Genomic DNA, 19380 nt, shown 5'->3' on the forward strand with positions numbered 1-19380 from the left:
CTCACTTGCACGGACGGCGTCAGCATGGCTTTACCTCCAGTCTTACGTGGCCAGACCACCAATGTCGGCACCACCCACCTGAACCCTGCCGCAGCCACAGGAAACGCAGCGGGCCCCACGCAGCGCAAAAACGTGCTGGCGCGGATGGCCACTGCCAGCCGGTCAACGCTGCAGAAAAGCCGCCACTTCGCAGGCGGTCTGTTCAAGGCCCGGCCGGGCGATGCCTCATCAATTCCCCGCAGCGCGGCGGCTGCAAACACCCCGCAGACCGCGCTTGCCTCCACTGCGGCGACGGCATCAACATCGGCAGCTGCAACAGCCACGCCACAGGCGAACGCGCCTGTGCCGCCAAACGGCCCGGCGCCAACAGGTCCCGGGCTAGCCCAGCCGCAAGCCATGGCCTTGACACCCCGGCTGAGCATGGCGCTGCACAATCAAAAACTGGTCTTTGGCGCGCCCGGCCAGACCAATCGTACCGAGCGCCTGCTCGAAGGCATTCTGAGCAAACACGACCAGCGTTATCAGGGTCTTGCGGAGCTCAATCAAAACGCGGAAAAAACCGAGTACCTGCTGGTCGATTCGCAGCACCGGCTGCTGCACGCCCATGCCAGTGATACGGCCATTTCTCTGTTCAAGAGCAGTGACAACCGACCGTACAGTGCCTCCCATGTGGCGCTGCCCACCGATGCCCATCGCGCGCAGATCACCGGCGTGCATAAAGACGCCAGCAACACGGCCTGGCGGATCCACGAAAATAAGCTGTACGCGTTGCAAGGGGGTCAATGGCAGGAGAACACCCAGGGCGCAACGCTGAAAACCCTGCACAACATCGGGGACGGCCAGCTGTTCGGCCTCAACGACGAAGGCAACGTGTTCTCGCTGAATGATCTGAACACGCCGCTGCCTTTCGAGCACAAGGTCACGGCGCTGGGACGCTCGCCGGACGGCGAGTTGATGGCGCTCAGCGAAGACACTCAAGGGCAGCACTTGCTGGTACAGCGCAATGCCCTGGGCCCGGGCGTGCACGATGCGCATCACTTGATCGCGCCCACCGGCACTGACAACGACGAGGCCATGAAACCCAAATCGGTGGCCATCGCGGGGCAGCGTCTGCTGACGACGACGGCGTCGGGCAAACTGCTGCAGGCGACGATGCCGACTGTGAACGAGCGGCAGGAAACGAGGTTCGTCACGGGCGAGCTCACGCTGCAGGAAGCGCCACCCTCGCGCACCCTGCAGGCGGCCTTCGGCAACCACACCGTCAGCGACTTCTTTCACGACGATAAAAACGTCCTGCACGCCCGGGTCAAGGATCAGCAAGGCCTGGAGCACAGCGCCGCATGGGATGACAAAAGACAGGACTTCGTCCCCGGCTGGTCCATGGCGCCGCTGGTCATGGACCGCCAGCACGGCTTGCCGGTCCTGGCCCCTGACGCCGCCGCACAGATCCAGCTGCCGCGGGGCAAAATCGCCCACCACGACAACACCCTGCTGGTGCAAGACCCGCGCACCGAGGAATGGAAGAAGACCACCGAAAAGGACATCAAAGCGCTGCAGGCAGGCCAGGACGGCTTCGCTTACCTCATCGACAAGGACGGCAAGCTCAAACAGTTGAAAGTGGCGCCCCAGGCCGCTGCCCACGACATGGGTCGCGGCGCGGACCTGGCCCTGCAAGGTCGCGGCACCGAAGCCAAGGGCACCGCCATGCGCGGTGCCGAGCATCTGGTGGCCGACAAACTGGCCGTGCAGAACGATCAGAACTTCATGACCCTGAGCGAGGGTGAACTGCGCCTGCACGACCAGAACGGCGAGCGCGCGCTGCTGCCAAAGCCGCCCGGCACTGGCGATATCCAGGCGATCAGCACCGGTGGCAAGCACTGGTTTGCCCTGCGCGATGGCACACTGTTTCAACTGACCGGCGATGACGCGAATGCTCGAAAACTGAATCCTCAGCGCACCTGGCACCCGGTTCTGGGCCCCGACACCCCACTGGACGCCACCCTGGAGGACCTGCGCCCGAACCATGACGGACGCTTGCTGGCCACCACCAGCGCGGGGGAATTCGTCAAAACCGCGGTCGGATGGGAAGCCGCAACACCGGCACCGCCACCCCCGCGCAATGACCATGCGGCCTTCAATCGGCTGGCGGCAGCCGAGCCCGAGACCCTGCGTAGAGGCACGACCAAGGTCACCGTCAACGTCATGGGCAGTAACAACGTCGAGAGCATGAAGGCGAAGCAATTTGCCCCCGCGTCCCTCACCCAGAACTACCTGACCTCCCATCTCTCGCTGACCGGAGCGGCGAAGGTGCCGGCCGACAGCATCCAGCATGCCTGGAAAGGCCGCGAAGGCCTGAAGCCGATCTACACCGAAGAAACCGCGCTGCTGCGCGAACTGCACACCCGCGCGGCCACGGCGACTGGCGCGGCGACTGGCACGGCCGCTCGCACACCAGCGCGGCCCATGGCTGCGCGCATCGAAGACCTGGCGCCCCGCCTGATGTCCCCGGAAGCGAGCGAGCTGGCCGAGCTGTTCAACTGGTTCCAGACCAGCGTGACCGAGGACCTGCAGAAGACCCTCCGCGAGCTGGCCCAGGACGAGGGCGCGTTGCTGAAAAACGGCGCGATCAACCCGGCTTTCCGGGGCAAGCCGCGCAACAATGACATGCTGCCGGACGTGGCCAGCGTCCTGCGCCACAGCGGTATCGACAACGCCCACGAGGTGGGGCAGTTGCTCACCACGCTGCAGAATGCCCAGTTCACGCTGGCGCGTCGCAACACCCAATCGCCGCTGGATGGATCGCGCACCCAGGGCGATCACCAGGCGCTGCTGCGCGCCCGCCTGGCGCTGGACGTCAAGGTGCTCAACGACATTAGCTCGGCGCTCGACGGCTTTGCCGATGAAGTGAAGAAGCCGGGCGCCAAGGACTTCGGCACGATCGCCACAGCGCTGGCCACCTTGCACAACGAGGCTTACGAAGGCAGCCCGGTCAAGCGCTACACCGATGCGGGCTTCCGTGACCACGCCTCCCTCGAAGCCAGCTACGACGCCACCAAGAACCTGCTCAAGCACTTGCGCAAGGACAATCACCCGCTCAAGCGCAACGTGCTCCAGGGGCTGCAAACCCCTGCCGGCCCCAATAACGCCGATGTCACCCTCGCCCTGACCGAGGCTCTGATGAATCTTGAACCCCGCGAAAGCCTTAAGCTGAACCGCAATTACGGCGGCGGCATCACCGGTGGCGTCGCGGGGCCAGCCGAGCCCGCGTTCCTCGGCTTTCGCGGCAATATCGACCCGGAACGTACCTACGGCCTGACCTTCACCCGCTTTGACCGCGGCCTGAAAGTGTCGATGAGCCGCGAAGGCGCGATCAGCGGCACGGGAAGCTTCGGATTTGGTGGCGGCAAAAGTGACACCAAAACCACGCCGGGCGACAGCCACGCCAATATCCAGAGCAACGGCGGCTGGTTCGGCGGCAGCCTGGATGCCAAGTACAAATATGCCAACAGCACGGCGCTGAGCTTTTTCATTCGCGACGACGAAATCGATGAATTCATGACTGACCTGATGCAGACGCAACTGGCCAGCAGCAAGCGCCCGGCACAGGGAGGCCTCAAACCCATGGAGCTGATGGATCGCGGCGTCGAGAAGGAAGTGCGCACCACCGGCAAGCACGCGTTCGACCTGGATGCGGGGGTCAATCTGGAATCCCGTACCAACAAGGGCCAGACCGATGCGGAACCTGTGGCCGGCTTCATGCGCTTCGGCGCGGGTCTGCTGGGAACCGTGTCACTGCTGAGCGCCGAACGGGAACGCACCGAGGGACACGGCAGTGACGGTCTGCACACCGACATCTACAGCAGCAACCGCGCGCGTTTCCTGGAAAAAGGCTCGGTGACCGGCTACGCACGGATGTTCAGCACCGTCTTTACCTCGCGCCCGAACAACCTGTTCGTGGCCGGCGGCGCACCCTTGGGGGTCAGCGCGACACTGGCGTTCGATAACAAGACCGGCAAGACCTACGACGTACGCTTCAAGAACGCCCTGCCGCTGCAGCACGCCGACGTCAAAACCCTGAGCGAAAGCCTGGAGAAAGCCTTCCCCGGCATGAGCAAAAACCCGTCGCCCGAGGGCAAGAACCCCGAACAGGTGCTGCAGGACCTCAAGCGTAAATACCAGACAGCTCAGCCTGACCAGAACGACGCCCAGTATGCCGCGCGTCAGAGCCTGCGCCAGCTCGACCGGCAGAACACCGCTGCCAGCCAGGGCTCCAGCCTGATGTCGTTGATGGACATGGTGGTCAAGCACAACAACGTCAACCGCCTGGATCAGGCCGCGCCGTCCAAGCGGCAGATCGACCGCGTGAAACAGATGCTTGGCCGCGATTGCAACGAAGGCAACGCCCGGCGCATTCACGACATGATGAGTGCCGACCCGCAGTTCAAGGGCCTGCTCGATGCGATGAAGGACACCAAAGGCACTACCCGCGCGGAAATCAAGCTTGAGGTCCGCGACGACATCAAGCAGCTCATCGAAGACGGCGCGTTGAACGGCACCCTGAGCGACGAGATGCTCAAGAACATACTCGGCGACAAGAACAATCTGCGCATCAAGAGCATCGCGGTGTTCAAGACCGCCGCGAAAGAAGATTCCTTTGGCACCCCGTTCCCGTTCGTCAGCTACAAGAGCGGCAGCGCCCTGAGCATCGAACGCCTCATGGGGGAAGTCACTTTCGACTACGGCATGGACCAGACGAACCCGAAAAAAGCCACTGCCGACGGCGACATTGCCGACCGTGGCGATCCACAGTCCGCCCACGAGCTGAGCCAGGCCAGCAACGGCGCTTTCCGGCCCCGCTAGGCCGCTGCCCTTGAACCGCCATTGATCGCATTAAAACCCCGGACAGGACACCGCAGATGATGAACACGACGACACATACAGACGCCTGCATTCAGGCACTGGGCAAACGACTGGGCACCGCCTTGCAACTCGAAAACGGCGTGTGCGCGCTGTTCGACGAGGGCCGCGAAGTGGTCATCATCGAGATGCCCACGGCGGGCGACGTCGCGATCCTGCATTGCAAGCTGTCCCTGCGCCCCGACCCGAGCCTGTATGAGCGGCTGATGAGGCTCAACTTCGACAGCGGCGCCATGAGTGGCTGCTGGCTGGCCCTGGATGAACAGCACTCGGTGCGCCTGTGCACGCAACTGCCGCTCAAGGCCCTCGATGAACTGACGTTCGTGGAGTGGGTGCAAGGGTTCGTCCTGCAGACCCGTGACGTTGCCGGCCTGCTGCAACAGCGTCCCGCAGCGCCGGCAAAAGCCTCTGTTCATGGCCAGGCACAGACCGGTCTGTCGCGGCGAATCGGCTGACTTCATGCCGGCGCACCGTTGCGGCAACGGGAAATCGGCTCGCTGACGCTTTCAGGGGTCTGCATGGCGCTTTCAAACTTGCCGGAATGCCATCTCTCGACGATTCTCTATGCACGGCCGGATGGGCCGTGCTCACAAGAAACGCGCCGGAGAGGCCAGCATGACGACCGTAGCCGAACTACTGAAGTTGAAAGACCCGCATCACGCTGACGTTCATACCGTCGGGCCCGGGGAGATGGTCATCGAGGCGATCAAGTTAATGGCCGAGAAAAACATCGGTGCCGTGCCGGTGGTGCGCGACGGCAAGGTGGTCGGCATCGTCAGCGAGCGGGATTACGCCCGCAAGATGGAGCTCAAAGGCCGCGCCTCGGCCGGCACACCGATCAGCGACATCATGACCCACGACGTACAGACTGTGGGTTCGCAGCACACGGTCGAGCACTGCATGAACATCATGACCGACCGCCGCCTGCGCCATTTGCCGGTGGTGGACGAAGGCCAGTTGATCGGTCTGCTGTCCATCGGCGACCTGGTCAAGGCGGCGATTGCGGAACAGGCCAGGCTGATCGAAAAAATGCAGGAATACATTCGCGGCGAAAGCTACTGAACCAACAACCCTGCTGCGCCCAATAAAAAAGCCGGAGCTTCAAGGGCTCCGGCTTTGCTTTGCGCGTGTGAATGGATGGCTGTTTAGCGAACCTTGAAACGATCGATCATCGCCACCAGCCGCTCGTTGGACGCCATCAGCGCGTCTACGCTTGTGTCGGTCTGCTGACCACAGCCCACCAGTTCGCCGACCATGTGCCGAATGGCGATCATGTTCTGGTTGATCTCCTCGGTCACCGCGCTCTGCTCCTCTGCCGCCGTTGCAATGTGCGCGCTCAGGTCATGAATGCGCAGCACGGAACCTGCCATGCCATCCAGACCTTCGTTGACCCGCGATGTACGGTCGGCCGTCGACTGGCAACTGACCTTGGTTTTTTCCATGGCGCCCACGGCGGTGCTCACGCCCTGCTCAAGCCGCGCCAGCATCTCGTTGATCTCCGACGTGCTCTGCTGGGTGCGACCGGCCAGCGCCCGCACCTCGTCGGCCACCACGGCAAAGCCACGGCCCTGCTCACCCGCCCGCGCCGCTTCGATGGCCGCGTTGAGGGCCAGCAGGTTGGTTTGCTGGGCAATGCCGCCAATGACCCCGAGCACATCGGTGATGCGCTTGGCGTCGACCTGCATTTCCTGCACGTATTTGGTCGCGTCTTCAACTTCCGCCACCAAGGCCCGCACGCTGACTGACGCTTCGTCGACGACGTCACGGGAACGCTGGGCGGCATCGTTTGCCGATTGGGTAAAGCTCGCCGTCTGCGTAGCGCTCTCGGCGACGCTGTCGGCGGTGGCGCTCATCTCGTTGATCGCGGTCACGGCCTGATCGGTTTCCGAGGCGTGACGGTTGAGGATCTGGTTGATGTTGCGCGACTGATCCTGCAACTGCACCAGCCCGGCCGAGATCTGCTCGGTGCCGCTGCGCACCTCGACAATCATGGCTTGCTGGAAGGCGATGAACTTGTTGACCGAATGGCCGACAGCGTCCAGCTCGTCTTCACCCTTGATCGGAATACGGCGGGTCAGGTCAGCTTCGCCCGAAGACAGCGCGTCGATGTTGGTGCGCAGAACGGTCAGGCGTGCCAGCAGACGGTGGAAGGCAAAGCCCAGCACCACCAGCAACAGAATGACCAGCGGGATCTGCAGCCAGCCCAGGGTTTTCAGCACTTCGGTGCTGCTGGCGGTGAGCATGGCGGTCGGCAGCGACGTGGCAATCATCCACGGTGTGCCCACGACTGGACGCAGGAAGAAGGTCAGGTCACCCAGTTGCGGGTCGATGTATTCCTGGGAATACACGCCGTCGCCGGAGACTTTGCCGAGGCCGTCCTGAATGGCTTTGGCGAACATCGACTGGCCGCTGAAGCCGGAAATGTTCTTGAGGATGATTTCGCCGGGAATGCGGCTCTGATTGGTGAGGATCTTGCCGTCGCGCTCGACGATCATCACCTGACCCTGAATGTCTTTTTCCTTTTCCTGAATCAGGCCATTGAAAAAGCCCAGGGTGACGTCGATGGTCGAAACGCCGTACAGCGCACCCTCCTTGTAGATGCCCATCGCGCAGTTGGTACGTGGCTGCGGGCTGGCTTCGTCCTGATAGGCCGCGGCCCAGGCGCATTTGCCCTTGGGTGCGTTCTGCCCGGCACGGTGCCACGGCTGTTCCCAATAGTTGGGCGCAGGGTCGGAGTTCCAGAACGTGCTCACCACCAACTGGCCACTGCCGTCACGGTGGAAAAACGAACTGTGTTTGTTGCGCCCCGGGGTGCGTTTGTCCGGCATCGGCCAGACGCCCCCGCCGAAGACTTTCTGATCGCCGTACTGATCGACCAGGCCTGGCAGCACTTTGTCGATGCCATCGCTGTCCAGCAGCGGCACCGCCTGGGTGATCGCCCGGGACTGGGCCTCTACGCGGGCCAGGTCCGACAGAATACGCGTGCCGATCTGATCAACCTGGCTCAGTACCACCTGCTCCTGGGTCGCGCGGACCTTGGGCGTGACCAAGTGAACGATGCCCTGTTCGGTGATCACCGCGATCACCACAATCAAGGCCACAAATATGACCGTATAGCGCGCCTGCACTGTTTTAAACATCGTCGACCCCATGCCATGAATTTTGTAGTTGTTTTGCGCAACGCCAAATTAGCTATCGACCGAAAGCCGACAAGGATGAGGGGCCGGAGAATTGTTTTTTCCCGGCGCAGCAGGGGCGTCACTGCACCGGGAGGAAGTTCAGGAACAGCAGGCTCTGGGCGTAATTCAAACCGATGCGTCTATATCGCTCGTCGAGCATCTGGGTGAGCAGATCCAGGCGCGCCACGATCTTGCCGAATTCGGTGGCGAAACTGAGGTTGCTGCCCTCCTCTGAAATCTCGTTGGAGAACAACAGCAGCTCGCCATTGGCGTTCTGCCGCTGGCTCAGCAGCCAGGTGGCCTTCTCGATATTGCGCGCGGCGTTATTGACGAAGGTCGGGTTGATCTGGTCGGTCATGAAGAATTCGAGACGCCCGCCGTGGGCCGTGACCAGCATGCTGCCGATGGCATAAATGAATGCGCCGACGCGATCACCGAGAAACTCCGGGCTCAGGGCGTAACTGAGCGCGGCGAGGTCGCGTCGAGTGCCCAACTGCGGCAACGGCTTCTGTTGCTCGATGGCCTGTCGCACGTTGCGCTCCGCCCCCGCGGCGTCGACGAAGCCGGACTTGCGCCACTCGCCGGGATTGCGCAGGTAGAGTTTGTTCATCAGCAGATAGAGGCTGTCGAGGTTGTCGGCCATCGCCAGCGTCGCCATGCGGTCCACGCTGGTCTGGAAGAACTCCTGAGGACGCGTCTCGCTGAACTGCGTGGCGACATCCCGGCCATCCTGGCGGGTACAACCTGCAGTGATGAGACCGAACAGGCACAGGGCAAACAGCGGGCGCAGGCGACGGCAAACGGATAAAACAGTGAACACGGCGAGCATCAATCCCAGGCTTGAACGAACGGGACGCCGCGTCAATCGCCGCGTCCCGGCCAAGGTCAGAACGACAGACGGAGGAAAAGTGCAATGTTGGCGGCAAATCCGCGGCACGTTTACGGCGATTCGACTGCCATGTGAGCTTTCATGCAAATGATTCCCTCATCCATTTGACGCAGCCCTCCGCTTTCACCAAGCTAGCCGCCTTCGCATGATTTTCAGGAAACACCCCGCGTGATGACCACAAGCCTGCACTGGCGCCGTTTCGTATTCTGCCTCGCTCCACTGATCGCCCTGCTCGCTGCCTGCGACGGCGGCGCGCCGAAGACCAAGCCCTCCGAAGCGACGACCTACGTCAGCGTCGAGTGGGACAAACTGCCGGCGGTGAACGACACCGACCTGATGGCGGGCTACAACAGCTGGTTCTCGGCGTGCAAGCGCCTGGCCAGGGATCCGGTCTGGGGCGGCACCTGCGCCCTCGCCGCCCAGGTGCCGCAAAACCCGGCCGCCGTGCGCGACTTCCTCAAGAATCAGCTGCAGGTCTACAGCCTGCGTTCCTCCGAGCACGGCGCCAACGGGCTGATCACCGGCTATTACGAGCCGATCTATAAAGGCAGCGAGCAGCGCAACGATGAGCACCCGGTGGCGGTGTACGGCGTGCCCGACGACCTGATCATCGTAAACCTCGACAGCATCTATCCCGAGCTCAAGGGCAAGCGCCTGCGCGGGCGCCTTGACGGCCGTGTGCTGCGTCCCTACGACGACGCCGCCACCATCGGCAACAAAGGCGCCAATGCCCCCGTGCTGGCCTGGCTGGAAAACCCCATCGACCTGCAGTTCCTGCAAATCCAGGGATCGGGTCGGGTTCAGCTGGAAAACGGCCGTCAGCTGCGCATCGCCTACGCCGACCAGAACGGCTACCCCTACAAGCCGATCGGCCGCTGGCTGGTGGAGCAAGGCCAATTGACCAAGGACGAAGTGTCCATGGGGCGCATCCGTGATTGGGCGATTGCGCACCCCGAGCGCGTGAATGAACTGCTGGGCAGCAACCCGAGCTACGTGTTCTTCACCCTGCGCCCGGACAGCACCGAAGGCCCGCGGGGTTCGCTGAATGTGCCGCTGACCGCCGGCTACAGCGTGGCGATTGATCGCAAGGTAATTCCCCTCGGCAGCCTGTTATGGCTGTCGTCGACCCGTCCCGACGGCACGCCGCTGGTACGTCCGGTCGCGGCGCAGGACACCGGCGGCGCCATCGCCGGCGAAGTCCGCGCTGACATGTTCTGGGGCACCGGCGACGCGGCCGGCGAACTGGCCGGGAACATGAAGCAACAAGGGCAGATCTGGATGCTGTGGCCCAAGGGCGCGGCCCTGCCCGACGCCAAGCCCAAGGACTGATCCAGTTGATCCACCGGCTGATGCGCCACCCGCGTCAGCCGGTGTGAATCGCGGGTTGAACTGAAATCGGTTTCAAGTATCACAGCATGCTTCTTCCCGGAAACCCTTCTCGATCTCCCATGAATACCTCCCACCCCCCGCAACATTTCAATATGGGCTGGCTGCTGTTCGCCCTCGCCATGGGCGCGTTTGCCATCGGCACCACCGAATTCGCTTCGATGACCTTGCTGCCTTTCATAGCCGGTGACTTCCAGGTCACCCAGCCGCTGGCCGGGCATGCCATCAGTGCCTATGCGTTGGGCGTGGTGGTGGGTTCGCCCGTCATCATGGTGCTCGGGGTGCGCCTGCCGCGACGGGCCTTGCTGGTGGCACTGGCCGCTTTCATCGGGATCGCCAATGCGTTGAGCGCCGTAGCGCCTTCGCTGCCATGGCTGGTGTTCTTCCGCTTTCTCAGCGGTTTCCCCCACGGCGCGTACTTCGGCGTGGCGATGCTGCTGGCCGCTTCGCTGGTGCCAAAGAATCGCCGCGCCCAGGCGGTCTCCCGGGTGTTCATGGGGCTGACCATCGCCACCATCATCGGCGTGCCGTTCGCCACCTGGATCGGCCAGACCATCGGCTGGCGCTGGGGCATGGCCATTGTTGCCGGGCTGGCTGCCATCACGGCGGTGCTGATCCGCTGCCTGGCACCCGCATCCCCTGCCGAAGCCGACGCCAGCCCGTTGCGCGAACTCAACGCCCTGCGCTCGCGACAAGTCTGGCTGACCCTGGGCATCGCCGGCATCGGCTTCGGTGGGATCTTCTGCGTATACACCTATCTGGCCGCCACGCTGATCGAGGTCACACACGCTTCCGATTTCATGATTCCGGTGGTGATGGCCGTGTTTGGCCTGGGTACCACGGTGGGCAACCTGATCTGCGGCTGGGCCGCCGACCGCGCCACCATGCTTGCCGCCGGGGTCTCGCTGGGCTTCACCGCGCTGGTGCTCGCGTTGTACCCCTCGGCCACCGACAACCTCTGGCTACTCATTCCGCTGGTGTTCTTCATCGGTTGCGGCGTGGGCCTGGCCGCGATTCTGCAAACCCGCCTGATGGACGTAGCACCGAACGCGCAATCACTCGCGGGTGCACTGGTGCAGAGCGCGTTCAACATGGCGAATGCCATTGGCCCGCTGGCAGGCGGCGCGGTGATCGCGGCAGGCTACGGTCTGCCGGCCACGGGCTATGCAGCAGCGGCATTGACGCTGGGCGGTCTGGGCATGTGGTATTGGGCGCTGATGGATGCGCGGCAGGCTGATCGCCGCTTTGCCCGGGAGGCTTCCGGGTCAGTCTGAAGGCTGGCGCTGTGTGATGGCGAGGTTGATCCGAGCTTCGCCCCGGCACTGCGCCTGGGCGAGCTCCAGACCTGTCACGCGTTGGGGTCTGCCTCATCGGGCGACGGGAACAACGTATCGACCTTGTGCTTGCTTGAAGTACGGACCGGTGCCATGGCAGCGGACTCCGCCAGGCGTGTGGCCATCTCCCAGTGACGGGATTCCTGCCCCTCAGGCTTGCCTTCGGTCTCCCAGATCAACTGGGCCAACTGACGAACAGTGTCTTCGTCGACATTCATGCGTATCCCCCATTTATGCTTGCGCAAAACATTGGCCGGCGCCAGAGCGGTGCCGAATCCATCGTCCGCTACGGTACCCGCCATGAACAGTACCAGCCGATAACGAGGGTAAATGACGGGCGTGCAAAGGCCGGCGAACGCTAGCCGGCCGCTGGTCGGACGTAACGGATCCACCGGAAATCGACGGCGAACCACGATGGCCTCCTCAATCCCTGTTGCGTTTGAGCAACAGGCTGGCGACCAGGCCCAGGCCTGCAGCCACGCCGACGGCGGCCCATGGATGGGTCGTCACGTAGGATTTGGCGTTACCCACCGCGCGGGTCAGCGCAGGTTGGGCGTCCATTTCGATCTCGGTCACCGCACTGGTACCACGGGCCAGAAAATCCTTCAGCCGCTCACGGGCCTGAGTGGTGCGATCCTCGTTCAAGGCATCCCCTGCCGCCAGCAAGGCATTGGTCTCATCGAGAAAAGTGTTCAGCTCGGAACGGGTTTTCTGATAAAGATCGTCACGCAGTTTTTCGGTGATATCGCTTGCCATGATAATTCTGCCTCCCGGGATGTGAGAAAGGTTGACTGAGGCGCCAATCGATTCGTTCCAGAAACTTTGAAAAAACCCCTGTATGCGGCGCTGCAAGTCATCAAGCACGCTCGCCGCGCCGACTGAATCGGAACTTGATACCCGTATGACGAATTCAAAAGGGATGCCATGAAAGTCGTGCCGATCCTCGACCTGCCCGCCGACCAGCAAGCCCGCGTCCGGCAACTGCGCAATCAGCCAGATGTGCGCAAATTCATGTACACGGACCATGAGATCGGCGAAGCCGAGCACCTGGCCTGGCTTGAGGGGCTGCGCTCCGACTCCCGGCAGCAGGTGTTCGTCATCGTGATGGAAGCCGCGCCTGTGGGTGTGGTGTCCCTGAGCGCCATCAACACCACCCACGGCAGGGCGGACTGGGCGTTCTACCTGGACACCACGCTGCAGGGCAAAGGCCTCGGCAGCCAGGTGGAGTTGTGGATGCTCGACCATGCGTTCGGCGCCGCAGGACTGGAGAAACTCAACTGCGAAGTGCTCGAGATCAACCCGGCGGTGATCAAGATGCATCAGAAGTTCGGCTTCGTGATCGAAGGCGTACGGCGGGAACATATCGCGCGCGATGGCAAACGTATCGGCGCAGTGCTTCTGGGTATCACCAGAAGTGAGTGGCAGGCGCAGCGGCCCAGGGTGCTGGCTGCGGTGGAGCGGATCGCCGGGCGCGTTTAGCGCTTTCTACCGACGTGGGTACTCTTTTTTGAGTCAGATGCTGGCAGAAACAGTTACAGATCAGGCGATGTTCAAGAGTCGAACCGCTGGGCGTTCATCGGCTTTGCAGTACAAATAATCGCGCCACTTTCTGAAAGCGCTCTGCTGCCGGACGAAAGCTTCCTCCCACTGTGCGCCGCCAATGTGCGCGACGGGAATCGACATCATTTGCTCGGTAGCCTGATCCAGTTCGCTGATCAGGTCGAGTGCGTTGGGAATATCGTGGATCTGAGGTCTCATCCGGGGCACCTTTATTTTTTTGGCTAGTGAATGGAGTGCCTAACCCCTTGATAGTGCGCACGTCCCGACGAGTGGCTCATTTGTGTAACACATGAGTCGCCTTGCAAGAAAAACCCCACGCAAGGTGGGGTTCGGGGTGAAGCGCCGTGTTTAGCGGTTGCCCGGAGAGGGCTCCTCGTCTTCGTCCACGGGGGGATTGTCAGGGATCTCCATTTCATCCAGACCCTTGTTGCGGGCTGCGATGGATGCGTCCTCATCATTGTCGATGCCCTGTGCCGAGTCTGCACTCGCGTCGGGATAGACCTCTTCTTCGCTGCCCGGCTCGGCAGGGCCTGGATACGCGTTCTCTGGCCCATTGTCTTCGATACCCATGATCATCTCCAGTACGAGACGCAGGAAATCTGCGCTTATAGGACAGAGGTGGGTTGAAGGGGATTAGTGCCAGAGGATGGATGAGCGGTTGATGGCCAACGCGTTGCCGGCGGGTTGTTCATGACGGGACTGCCCTACGGTCCAGGACGTTCAACGCCCCAAGCGGAGGGCGAGCTGACCGACAACCCGCCCGGTCAGCGAATGAAGCCGCCCACCGCCGGTAAACGCTGCACGACATGCTCGGCCTCAAGCGGCGCGGTTTTCGACCGGTTCTGAATGCGTGACGCGATCCGCCAGATGCTCACCTGCAACACCGTGGCGTTCCTGCCCGGCTGGCGGCAGTCCCGCGGCGCCAACGTAGAAATCGAACTCGCCATCCATCTCGGCATGGCTGTCATTCCAGCAAGCGGCATTGTCTCGCCGCAGGAGGGGTTATGAGCAATCAAGCAAAGCGGTTGAGCGAATGTCCTGCGGAGCGCCTGGCGCAGTGTCGCGGCGGGGATCTCCCGCCCGCCGGTGATGGCGTCGATTTCGGCATCGATGGCCGATCGGTCCGCGTGTCACAGGAGGCGTACTCGATCTTTCTCGCCCGGGAGCAGATGGGCAAGGATCGAGTCGCCGCCCTACAGCAGCGCCTGTATAAGAAAGCCGGGAAAGATGGGCAGAAGATCGCCGGGCACGCTAGCGAGGAGATGACCAAAAACTACCAGAAGGAGCACGCCGAGGTGATCTGGTCGGAGGCCATTCCGGACCTCGATATCAGCGAAATCGCCGGATAGTTTTGCGCCAGTTTTGCGCGGGTTTTGCGCAAACCAGAAATGAAAAAGGGAATCGAGCCGGTAAGTGGCTGATTCCCTTTACAAAATATGGTCGGGACGGAGTGATTCGAACACTCGACCCCTAGCACCCCATGCTAGTGCGCTACCGGACTGCGCTACGCCCCGACTAGGCGTTACTCACTGCTACTTCTGTGTTGCGGGTTCTTGCGAAAGCGTCGAGGAATATACCCTAAGCTTTTGAATGATGGAAGTATTTCGGCTAACTGCGCCTTGTCACTTGCGCAGCACGACCAGGACATCTTCCAGCTCGACAATCATCTGCTTGATCAGCTGCTTGTACTGCAGCGAATCATCCTTGACCTCATCGCTGGACATGCGCAAACGCGCGCCGCCAATGGTGAAGCCCTGATCGTAAAGCAGCGCGCGGATCTGGCGGATCATCAGCACGTCCTGTCGCTGATAATACCGGCGGTTTCCGCGGCGCTTGACCGGGTTGAGTTGAGGAAACTCCTGCTCCCAATAACGCAGAACGTGCGGTTTGACCGCGCAGAGCTCGCTGACTTCACCGATGGTGAAGTAGCGTTTGCCGGGGATAGGCGGTAGCTCATCGTTATGACTTGGTTCCAGCATAAGCCTCAACTCGGGCCTTCAGTTTCTGCCCTGGGCGAAAGGTGACCACACGGCGAGCGGTAATCGGGATTTCTTCCCCTGTCTTGGGATTTCGGCCCGGTCGCTGGCGTTTATCGCGCAGATCAAAGTTGCCGAATCCGGACAATTTGACCTGCTCGTTATCTTCCAGAGCGTGCCTGATTTCCTCAAAGAACAGCTCGACCAGTTCCTTGGCTTCTCGTTTGTTCAGGCCTAGCTCTTCGTACAGACGTTCGGCCATCTCAGCTTTCGTCAGAGCCCCCATACGCTACTTCCTTAACGTGGCGTTTAACCTTTCCTCTAGCGAGGTGAGAATTTGCTGCGTCGAAGCGTTTACCTCATCGTCAGTAAGAGTGCGCGATGGATGTTGCCAGGTCAAGCCGACTGCAAGGCTTTTTCTAAGCGGATCAACGCCTTTACCCTGATAAACATCAAATAGCTTGAGGTCTGTGAGCCATTCCCCTGCATTCTCACGAATAACGTCCAGCACGGCGGTCGCCGAAACATCACGATCAGCCACCAGCGCCAGGTCGCGACGCACTTCAGGGAAGCGTGAAAGCTCGTGGAATTTCGGCAGACGGCCAACGGCAACTTCAGCCAGAACCAGTTCGAAAACGAATACCGGGCGATCAAGCCCCAGCGTCTTCGACAGCTCCGGGTGCAGCGCGCCGATGTAGCCGACTTCACGCCCGTCACGCTCGATACGCGCGGTTTGGCCCGGGTGCAGCGCGGGGTGGCTTCCGGGTACGAAACGGAAATCATCCTGCGCACCGGCGAAGCCCAGCACTGCCTCGACGTCAGCCTTGACGTCGAAGAAGTCGACGACATCGCGGCCCTGCGCCCAGCCTTCCGGCAGACGGCTACCGCATATCACACCGGCCAGCATCGGCTCTTGCTTCAAGCCTTCCAGTTGACCGACAAAACGCAGCCCGCTCTCGAACAGGCGCACGCGATCCTGCTGGCGATTGAGGTTGTGCTGCAGCGACTTCACCAGACCCGGCCACAGGGACGAGCGCATTGCCGACATGTCAGCCGAGATCGGATTGGCCAGCAGCAGCGGCTCAACACCCGGGCTGAACAGCTCGAACCATTTCTGATCGATGAAGCTGTAAGTGATTGCTTCCTGATAACCGCGAGCCACCAGCAGACGACGCAGGGCCGGCAGATCACTCTGCGCCTCGGCACGCGGTTGCGGGGCCAGACGCGCCTGCGGATAACGAACCGGCAGACGGTTGTAACCGTGGAGGCGTGCCAGCTCCTCGATCAGATCGACTTCGAGGGTGATATCAAAGCGATGACTTGGTACGTCGACACGCCATTGCTCGCTGGCGTGAGGCGCGACGGTCAGACCAAGCGCGGTCAGAAGGCGCTCGATTTCCGCGGCGTCCATCTTCATGCCGAGCATTTGCTCGATACGCTCGGCACGCAGAATGATCGGCTCAACCGAAGGCAGGTGCTGATCGCTGACCGTTTCGATGACCGGACCGGCTTCACCGCCCGTGATCTCCAGGAGCAGGCCAGTGGCACGCTCCATGGCTTCGCGGGCCAGCTGCCAATCAACGCCGCGCTCATAGCGATGGGACGCGTCGGTGTGCAGACCATAGGAACGCGCCTTGCCGGCAACGGCAATCTGATCGAAAAAGGCGCTTTCAAGGAAGATATCGCGGGTCGTCGCGGACACGCCGCTGTGCTCGCCACCCATGACACCGGCGATGGCCAGGGCACGCTGGTGGTCGGCAATGACCAGAGTATCGGCGCGCAGGCTGACTTCCTGTCCATCCAGAAGCACGAGCTTCTCGCCCTCTTCCGCCATACGAACGCGGATACCGCCATTGATTTCGGCAAGGTCGAACGCGTGCAGCGGCTGACCCAGCTCAAGCATCACGTAGTTAGTGATGTCGACCGCGGCGTCGATGCTGCGGACGTCCGAGCGACGCAGGCGCTCAACCATCCACAACGGCGTAGGGCGTGACAAGTCCACGTTGCGGATGACGCGCCCCAGGTAACGTGGGCATGCCGCAGACGCGATCACGTCGACCGGACGCACTTCATCGTGCACGGCCGGAACCACTGCAACCTGTGGGCGCGTGACGACTGCGTCATAGAGCGCACCCACTTCACGGGCCAGCCCCGCGACCGACAGGCAGTCGCCACGGTTTGGCGTCAGGTCGACCTCGATGCTCGCGTCGTCCAGTTCCAGATAGACGCGCACATCCTGGCCCACCGGCGCGTCGGCCGGCAGCTCCATCAGGCCGTCATTGCCCTCACCCACCTGCAGCTCGGCCTGCGAGCACAGCATGCCGTTGGACTCGACGCCCCGCAGCTTGGCTTTCTTGATCTTGAAATCGCCCGGCAATTGGGCGCCGATCATGGCAAACGGAATTTTCAGACCGGGGCTCACGTTTGGCGCGCCACACACGACCTGAAAGGTCTCGGCGCCATTGCTGACCTGGCACACGCGCAGCTTGTCGGCGTCCGGGTGTTGCTCGGTGCTCAGCACCTCACCCACCACAACACCGCTGAAAACGCCGGCTGCCGGGGTGACGCTGTCTACTTCAAGGCCTGCCATCGACAGACGAGCAACCAGCTCGTCGCGGGACACTTGCGGGCTAACCCAGCCACGCAGCCATTGTTCACTGAATTTCATCCTGCTCTCCTAAAGAATTCGTTACGGGCGACCTAGCGAAATTGCGCGAGGAACCGCAAGTCGTTGTCGAAGAACAGGCGCAAGTCGTTGACGCCATAGCGCAGCATCGCCAGACGCTCTACGCCCATGCCGAAGGCGAAGCCCTGGAATTCTTCCGGATCGATACCCGACATTCGCAGCACGTTCGGGTGGACCATGCCGCAGCCCATGACTTCAAGCCAGCCGGTCTGTTTGCAGACACGACAACCTTTGCCGCTGCACATGACGCATTCCATATCGACTTCAGCCGACGGCTCGGTGAACGGGAAATACGAAGGACGGAAACGCACTGCCAGCTCTTTTTCAAAGAACACGCGCAGGAATTCCTCGATGGTGCCTTTCAGGTCGGCGAAGTTGATATCGCGGTCGACCAGCAGGCCTTCGACCTGATGGAACATCGGGGAATGGGTGATATCGGAGTCACTGCGATACACACGGCCGGGGCAGACGATGCGGATCGGAGGCTTCTGCGATTCCATGGTGCGGACCTGAACCGGCGAGGTATGGGTGCGCAGCAGCATGTTCGCATTGAAATAGAAAGTGTCGTGCATCGACCGGGCCGGGTGATGGCCTGGGATGTTGAGCGCTTCGAAATTGTGGTAATCGTCTTCGACCTCAGGGCCTTCGGCGATGCCGTAGCCGATGTGGGTGAAGAACTGCTCGATTCGTTCCAGAGTGCGGGTAACCGGATGCAGACCGCCAGTGGTCTGGCCACGGCCCGGCAGGGTCACGTCAATGGATTCGGCCGCGAGCTTGGCCGCGAGATCAGCCTCCTCGAACGACGCCTTGCGCGCATTGAGAACCTCTGTGACACGCTCCTTGGCTTCGTTGATCAGCGCGCCGACTCTCGGACGCTCATCGGCAGGCAGATTCCCCAGGGTCTTCATCACCTGGGTCAATTCGCCCTTCTTGCCAAGGTACAGAACCCGGATTTGCTCCAGGGCATTGATATCTTCGGCGCTTTGCACGGCCTCAAGTGCTTGAGAGACCAGCGCGTCCAGGTTTTCCATGTACAGACTCCAGATACAAAATAGGGGAAGAGCTTACAAGGCTCTTCCCCTATTTATGACGTTTAACACCGAACCCCGAGCGGGGTCCGATGATTGCCGGGGACTTAGGCCAAAGTGGCTTTAGCTTTCTCGACAATCGCAGCAAACGCCGCTTTTTCGTTCACTGCCAGATCAGCCAGAACCTTGCGGTCGATCTCGATCGACGCTTTTTTCAGGCCAGCGATGAAACGGCTGTAGGACAGACCGTTGATACGCGCACCAGCGTTGATACGAGCGATCCACAGAGCGCGGAACTGACGTTTTTTCTGACGACGGTCACGGTAGGCGACCTCACATTTGAGGGTGCGGGCAGCTTCGAAGCGGGCCATTACGGCGGTCGAAACCTGCACTTCGGCGTGCGCGAACACGCCATGGGCTCGATT

General features: G+C 61.7%; 17 protein-coding genes, 1 tRNA gene and 3 pseudogenes. 8 read left to right on the forward strand and 13 right to left on the reverse strand.

The window, feature by feature from the left end; all coding sequences use genetic code 11:
• The first annotated feature begins 24 nt into the window (after positions 1-24).
• From ACQKEN_RS12260 to ACQKEN_RS12270, 3 genes are all read left to right on the forward strand, one after another.
• Positions 25-4860 carry an AvrE-family type 3 secretion system effector gene (locus ACQKEN_RS12260; protein ID WP_427685750.1) on the forward strand — a complete coding sequence of 1612 codons (4836 nt, stop codon included), beginning with the start codon at positions 25-27 and terminating at the stop codon, positions 4858-4860.
• 59 nt (positions 4861-4919) lie between these two features.
• Positions 4920-5372, forward strand: coding sequence for a type III secretion system chaperone (locus tag ACQKEN_RS12265; protein ID WP_427685752.1), 453 nt, complete (start codon positions 4920-4922; stop codon positions 5370-5372).
• A 160-nt stretch (positions 5373-5532) separates the two neighbouring features.
• Positions 5533-5979 (forward strand): CBS domain-containing protein, encoded by a 447-nt coding sequence (locus ACQKEN_RS12270; protein WP_427685754.1) that lies wholly within the window; start codon positions 5533-5535, stop codon positions 5977-5979.
• Between the two features lie 83 nt (positions 5980-6062).
• Here ACQKEN_RS12270 and ACQKEN_RS12275 read toward each other — a convergent pair whose 3' ends face one another.
• The 3 genes and pseudogenes from ACQKEN_RS12275 to ACQKEN_RS12285 all read right to left on the reverse strand — a co-directional run bounded on the left by ACQKEN_RS12275 (position 6063) and on the right by ACQKEN_RS12285 (position 8886).
• Entirely contained in the window at positions 6063-6908 is an 846-nt protein-coding gene (locus ACQKEN_RS12275; protein WP_420793089.1) for a methyl-accepting chemotaxis protein, read from the reverse strand.
• A 27-nt stretch (positions 6909-6935) separates the two neighbouring features.
• A pseudogene (locus ACQKEN_RS12280) lies at positions 6936-8069 on the reverse strand (HAMP domain-containing protein); the annotation flags it as partial.
• Between the two features lie 106 nt (positions 8070-8175).
• Positions 8176-8886: a hypothetical protein gene (locus ACQKEN_RS12285; RefSeq protein WP_427685781.1), complete on the reverse strand. Its 711-nt coding sequence runs from the start codon at positions 8884-8886 to the stop codon at positions 8176-8178.
• Between the two features lie 270 nt (positions 8887-9156).
• Here ACQKEN_RS12285 and mltA point away from each other — a divergent pair, with 270 nt between their 5' ends.
• The gene (gene mltA, locus ACQKEN_RS12290; RefSeq protein WP_427685783.1) at positions 9157-10314 is read left to right on the forward strand and encodes a murein transglycosylase A; all 1158 of its coding nucleotides are present in this window, start codon (positions 9157-9159) and stop codon (positions 10312-10314) included.
• Between the two features lie 119 nt (positions 10315-10433).
• The gene (locus ACQKEN_RS12295) at positions 10434-11645 is read left to right on the forward strand and encodes an MFS transporter (protein WP_427685756.1); all 1212 of its coding nucleotides are present in this window, start codon (positions 10434-10436) and stop codon (positions 11643-11645) included.
• A gap of 74 nt (positions 11646-11719) precedes the next feature.
• Here the strand turns inward: ACQKEN_RS12295 and ACQKEN_RS12300 are convergent, their stop codons facing one another.
• Together ACQKEN_RS12300 and ACQKEN_RS12305 are read right to left on the reverse strand one after the other, a co-directional pair.
• Positions 11720-12118: a DUF2934 domain-containing protein gene (locus ACQKEN_RS12300; RefSeq protein ID WP_427685758.1), complete on the reverse strand. Its 399-nt coding sequence runs from the start codon at positions 12116-12118 to the stop codon at positions 11720-11722.
• Positions 12119-12128: 10 nt separating this feature from the next.
• On the reverse strand, positions 12129-12461 hold the full coding sequence (locus ACQKEN_RS12305; RefSeq protein WP_192131310.1) for a DUF883 family protein: 333 nt from the start codon (positions 12459-12461) through the stop codon (positions 12129-12131).
• A 168-nt stretch (positions 12462-12629) separates the two neighbouring features.
• Between ACQKEN_RS12305 and pseH the strand changes: the two genes are divergently transcribed.
• Positions 12630-13184, forward strand: a complete 555-nt coding sequence (gene pseH / locus ACQKEN_RS12310; protein WP_427685760.1) for a UDP-4-amino-4,6-dideoxy-N-acetyl-beta-L-altrosamine N-acetyltransferase — start codon at positions 12630-12632, stop codon at positions 13182-13184.
• Between the two features lie 60 nt (positions 13185-13244).
• Here pseH and ACQKEN_RS12315 read toward each other — a convergent pair whose 3' ends face one another.
• Positions 13245-13463, reverse strand: a complete 219-nt coding sequence (locus ACQKEN_RS12315) for a hypothetical protein (protein WP_427685762.1) — start codon at positions 13461-13463, stop codon at positions 13245-13247.
• 150 nt (positions 13464-13613) lie between these two features.
• Positions 13614-13835: a hypothetical protein gene (locus ACQKEN_RS12320; protein ID WP_427685764.1), complete on the reverse strand. Its 222-nt coding sequence runs from the start codon at positions 13833-13835 to the stop codon at positions 13614-13616.
• Positions 13836-14111: 276 nt separating this feature from the next.
• Between ACQKEN_RS12320 and ACQKEN_RS12325 the strand changes: the two genes are divergently transcribed.
• A complete protein-coding gene (locus ACQKEN_RS12325) occupies positions 14112-14273 on the forward strand; it encodes a DUF4406 domain-containing protein (RefSeq protein ID WP_427685765.1) in 162 nt (53 codons plus the stop codon).
• Positions 14274-14446: 173 nt separating this feature from the next.
• Positions 14447-14614 (forward strand): annotated as a pseudogene (locus ACQKEN_RS12330) (integrase); the annotation flags it as partial.
• A gap of 88 nt (positions 14615-14702) precedes the next feature.
• Here ACQKEN_RS12330 and ACQKEN_RS12335 read toward each other — a convergent pair.
• The 6 genes and pseudogenes from ACQKEN_RS12335 to rplT all read right to left on the reverse strand — a co-directional run.
• A tRNA-Pro gene (locus ACQKEN_RS12335) sits at positions 14703-14779 on the reverse strand.
• Positions 14780-14887: 108 nt separating this feature from the next.
• Complete coding sequence (locus tag ACQKEN_RS12340) at positions 14888-15244, reverse strand: MerR family transcriptional regulator (RefSeq protein WP_074887387.1); 357 nt, start codon at positions 15242-15244, stop codon at positions 14888-14890.
• The gene (ihfA, locus tag ACQKEN_RS12345; protein ID WP_002553164.1) at positions 15225-15527 is read right to left on the reverse strand and encodes an integration host factor subunit alpha; all 303 of its coding nucleotides are present in this window, start codon (positions 15525-15527) and stop codon (positions 15225-15227) included. Before ihfA ends, ACQKEN_RS12340 begins: the two co-directional genes overlap by 20 nt.
• A 3-nt stretch (positions 15528-15530) precedes the next feature.
• Positions 15531-17909: a phenylalanine--tRNA ligase subunit beta gene (gene pheT, locus ACQKEN_RS12350; RefSeq protein ID WP_427685767.1), complete on the reverse strand. Its 2379-nt coding sequence runs from the start codon at positions 17907-17909 to the stop codon at positions 15531-15533.
• A 32-nt stretch (positions 17910-17941) separates the two neighbouring features.
• Positions 17942-18958, reverse strand: a complete 1017-nt coding sequence (gene pheS, locus ACQKEN_RS12355) for a phenylalanine--tRNA ligase subunit alpha (protein WP_427685769.1) — start codon at positions 18956-18958, stop codon at positions 17942-17944.
• A gap of 104 nt (positions 18959-19062) precedes the next feature.
• A pseudogene (gene rplT / locus ACQKEN_RS12360) lies at positions 19063-19290 on the reverse strand (50S ribosomal protein L20); the annotation flags it as partial.
• Positions 19291-19380 lie beyond the last annotated feature (90 nt).

The organism is Pseudomonas sp. NPDC078416 (assembly GCF_050268485.1).
Taxonomy (GTDB): Bacteria; Pseudomonadota; Gammaproteobacteria; order Pseudomonadales; family Pseudomonadaceae; genus Aquipseudomonas.

What these genes read in the sequence shown, in the direction of transcription:
- ACQKEN_RS12260 (WP_427685750.1), top strand. Translation starts at nt 25, where the DNA reads ATGGCTTTACCTCCAGTCTTACGTGGCCAGACCACCAATGTCGGCACC.
- ACQKEN_RS12265 (WP_427685752.1), top strand. Translation starts at nt 4,920, where the DNA reads ATGAACACGACGACACATACAGACGCCTGCATTCAGGCACTGGGCAAA.
- ACQKEN_RS12270 (WP_427685754.1), top strand. Translation starts at nt 5,533, where the DNA reads ATGACGACCGTAGCCGAACTACTGAAGTTGAAAGACCCGCATCACGCT.
- ACQKEN_RS12275 (WP_420793089.1), bottom strand. Translation starts at nt 6,908, where the DNA reads ATGATTGTCGAGGTGCGCAGCGGCACCGAGCAGATCTCGGCCGGGCTG.
- mltA (WP_427685783.1), top strand. Translation starts at nt 9,157, where the DNA reads ATGACCACAAGCCTGCACTGGCGCCGTTTCGTATTCTGCCTCGCTCCA.
- ACQKEN_RS12295 (WP_427685756.1), top strand. Translation starts at nt 10,434, where the DNA reads ATGAATACCTCCCACCCCCCGCAACATTTCAATATGGGCTGGCTGCTG.
- ACQKEN_RS12305 (WP_192131310.1), bottom strand. Translation starts at nt 12,461, where the DNA reads ATGGCAAGCGATATCACCGAAAAACTGCGTGACGATCTTTATCAGAAA.
- pseH (WP_427685760.1), top strand. Translation starts at nt 12,630, where the DNA reads ATGAAAGTCGTGCCGATCCTCGACCTGCCCGCCGACCAGCAAGCCCGC.
- ACQKEN_RS12315 (WP_427685762.1), bottom strand. Translation starts at nt 13,463, where the DNA reads ATGAGACCTCAGATCCACGATATTCCCAACGCACTCGACCTGATCAGC.
- ACQKEN_RS12320 (WP_427685764.1), bottom strand. Translation starts at nt 13,835, where the DNA reads ATGGGTATCGAAGACAATGGGCCAGAGAACGCGTATCCAGGCCCTGCC.
- ACQKEN_RS12325 (WP_427685765.1), top strand. Translation starts at nt 14,112, where the DNA reads ATGCGTGACGCGATCCGCCAGATGCTCACCTGCAACACCGTGGCGTTC.
- ACQKEN_RS12340 (WP_074887387.1), bottom strand. Translation starts at nt 15,244, where the DNA reads ATGCTGGAACCAAGTCATAACGATGAGCTACCGCCTATCCCCGGCAAA.
- ihfA (WP_002553164.1), bottom strand. Translation starts at nt 15,527, where the DNA reads ATGGGGGCTCTGACGAAAGCTGAGATGGCCGAACGTCTGTACGAAGAG.
- pheT (WP_427685767.1), bottom strand. Translation starts at nt 17,909, where the DNA reads ATGAAATTCAGTGAACAATGGCTGCGTGGCTGGGTTAGCCCGCAAGTG.
- pheS (WP_427685769.1), bottom strand. Translation starts at nt 18,958, where the DNA reads ATGGAAAACCTGGACGCGCTGGTCTCTCAAGCACTTGAGGCCGTGCAA.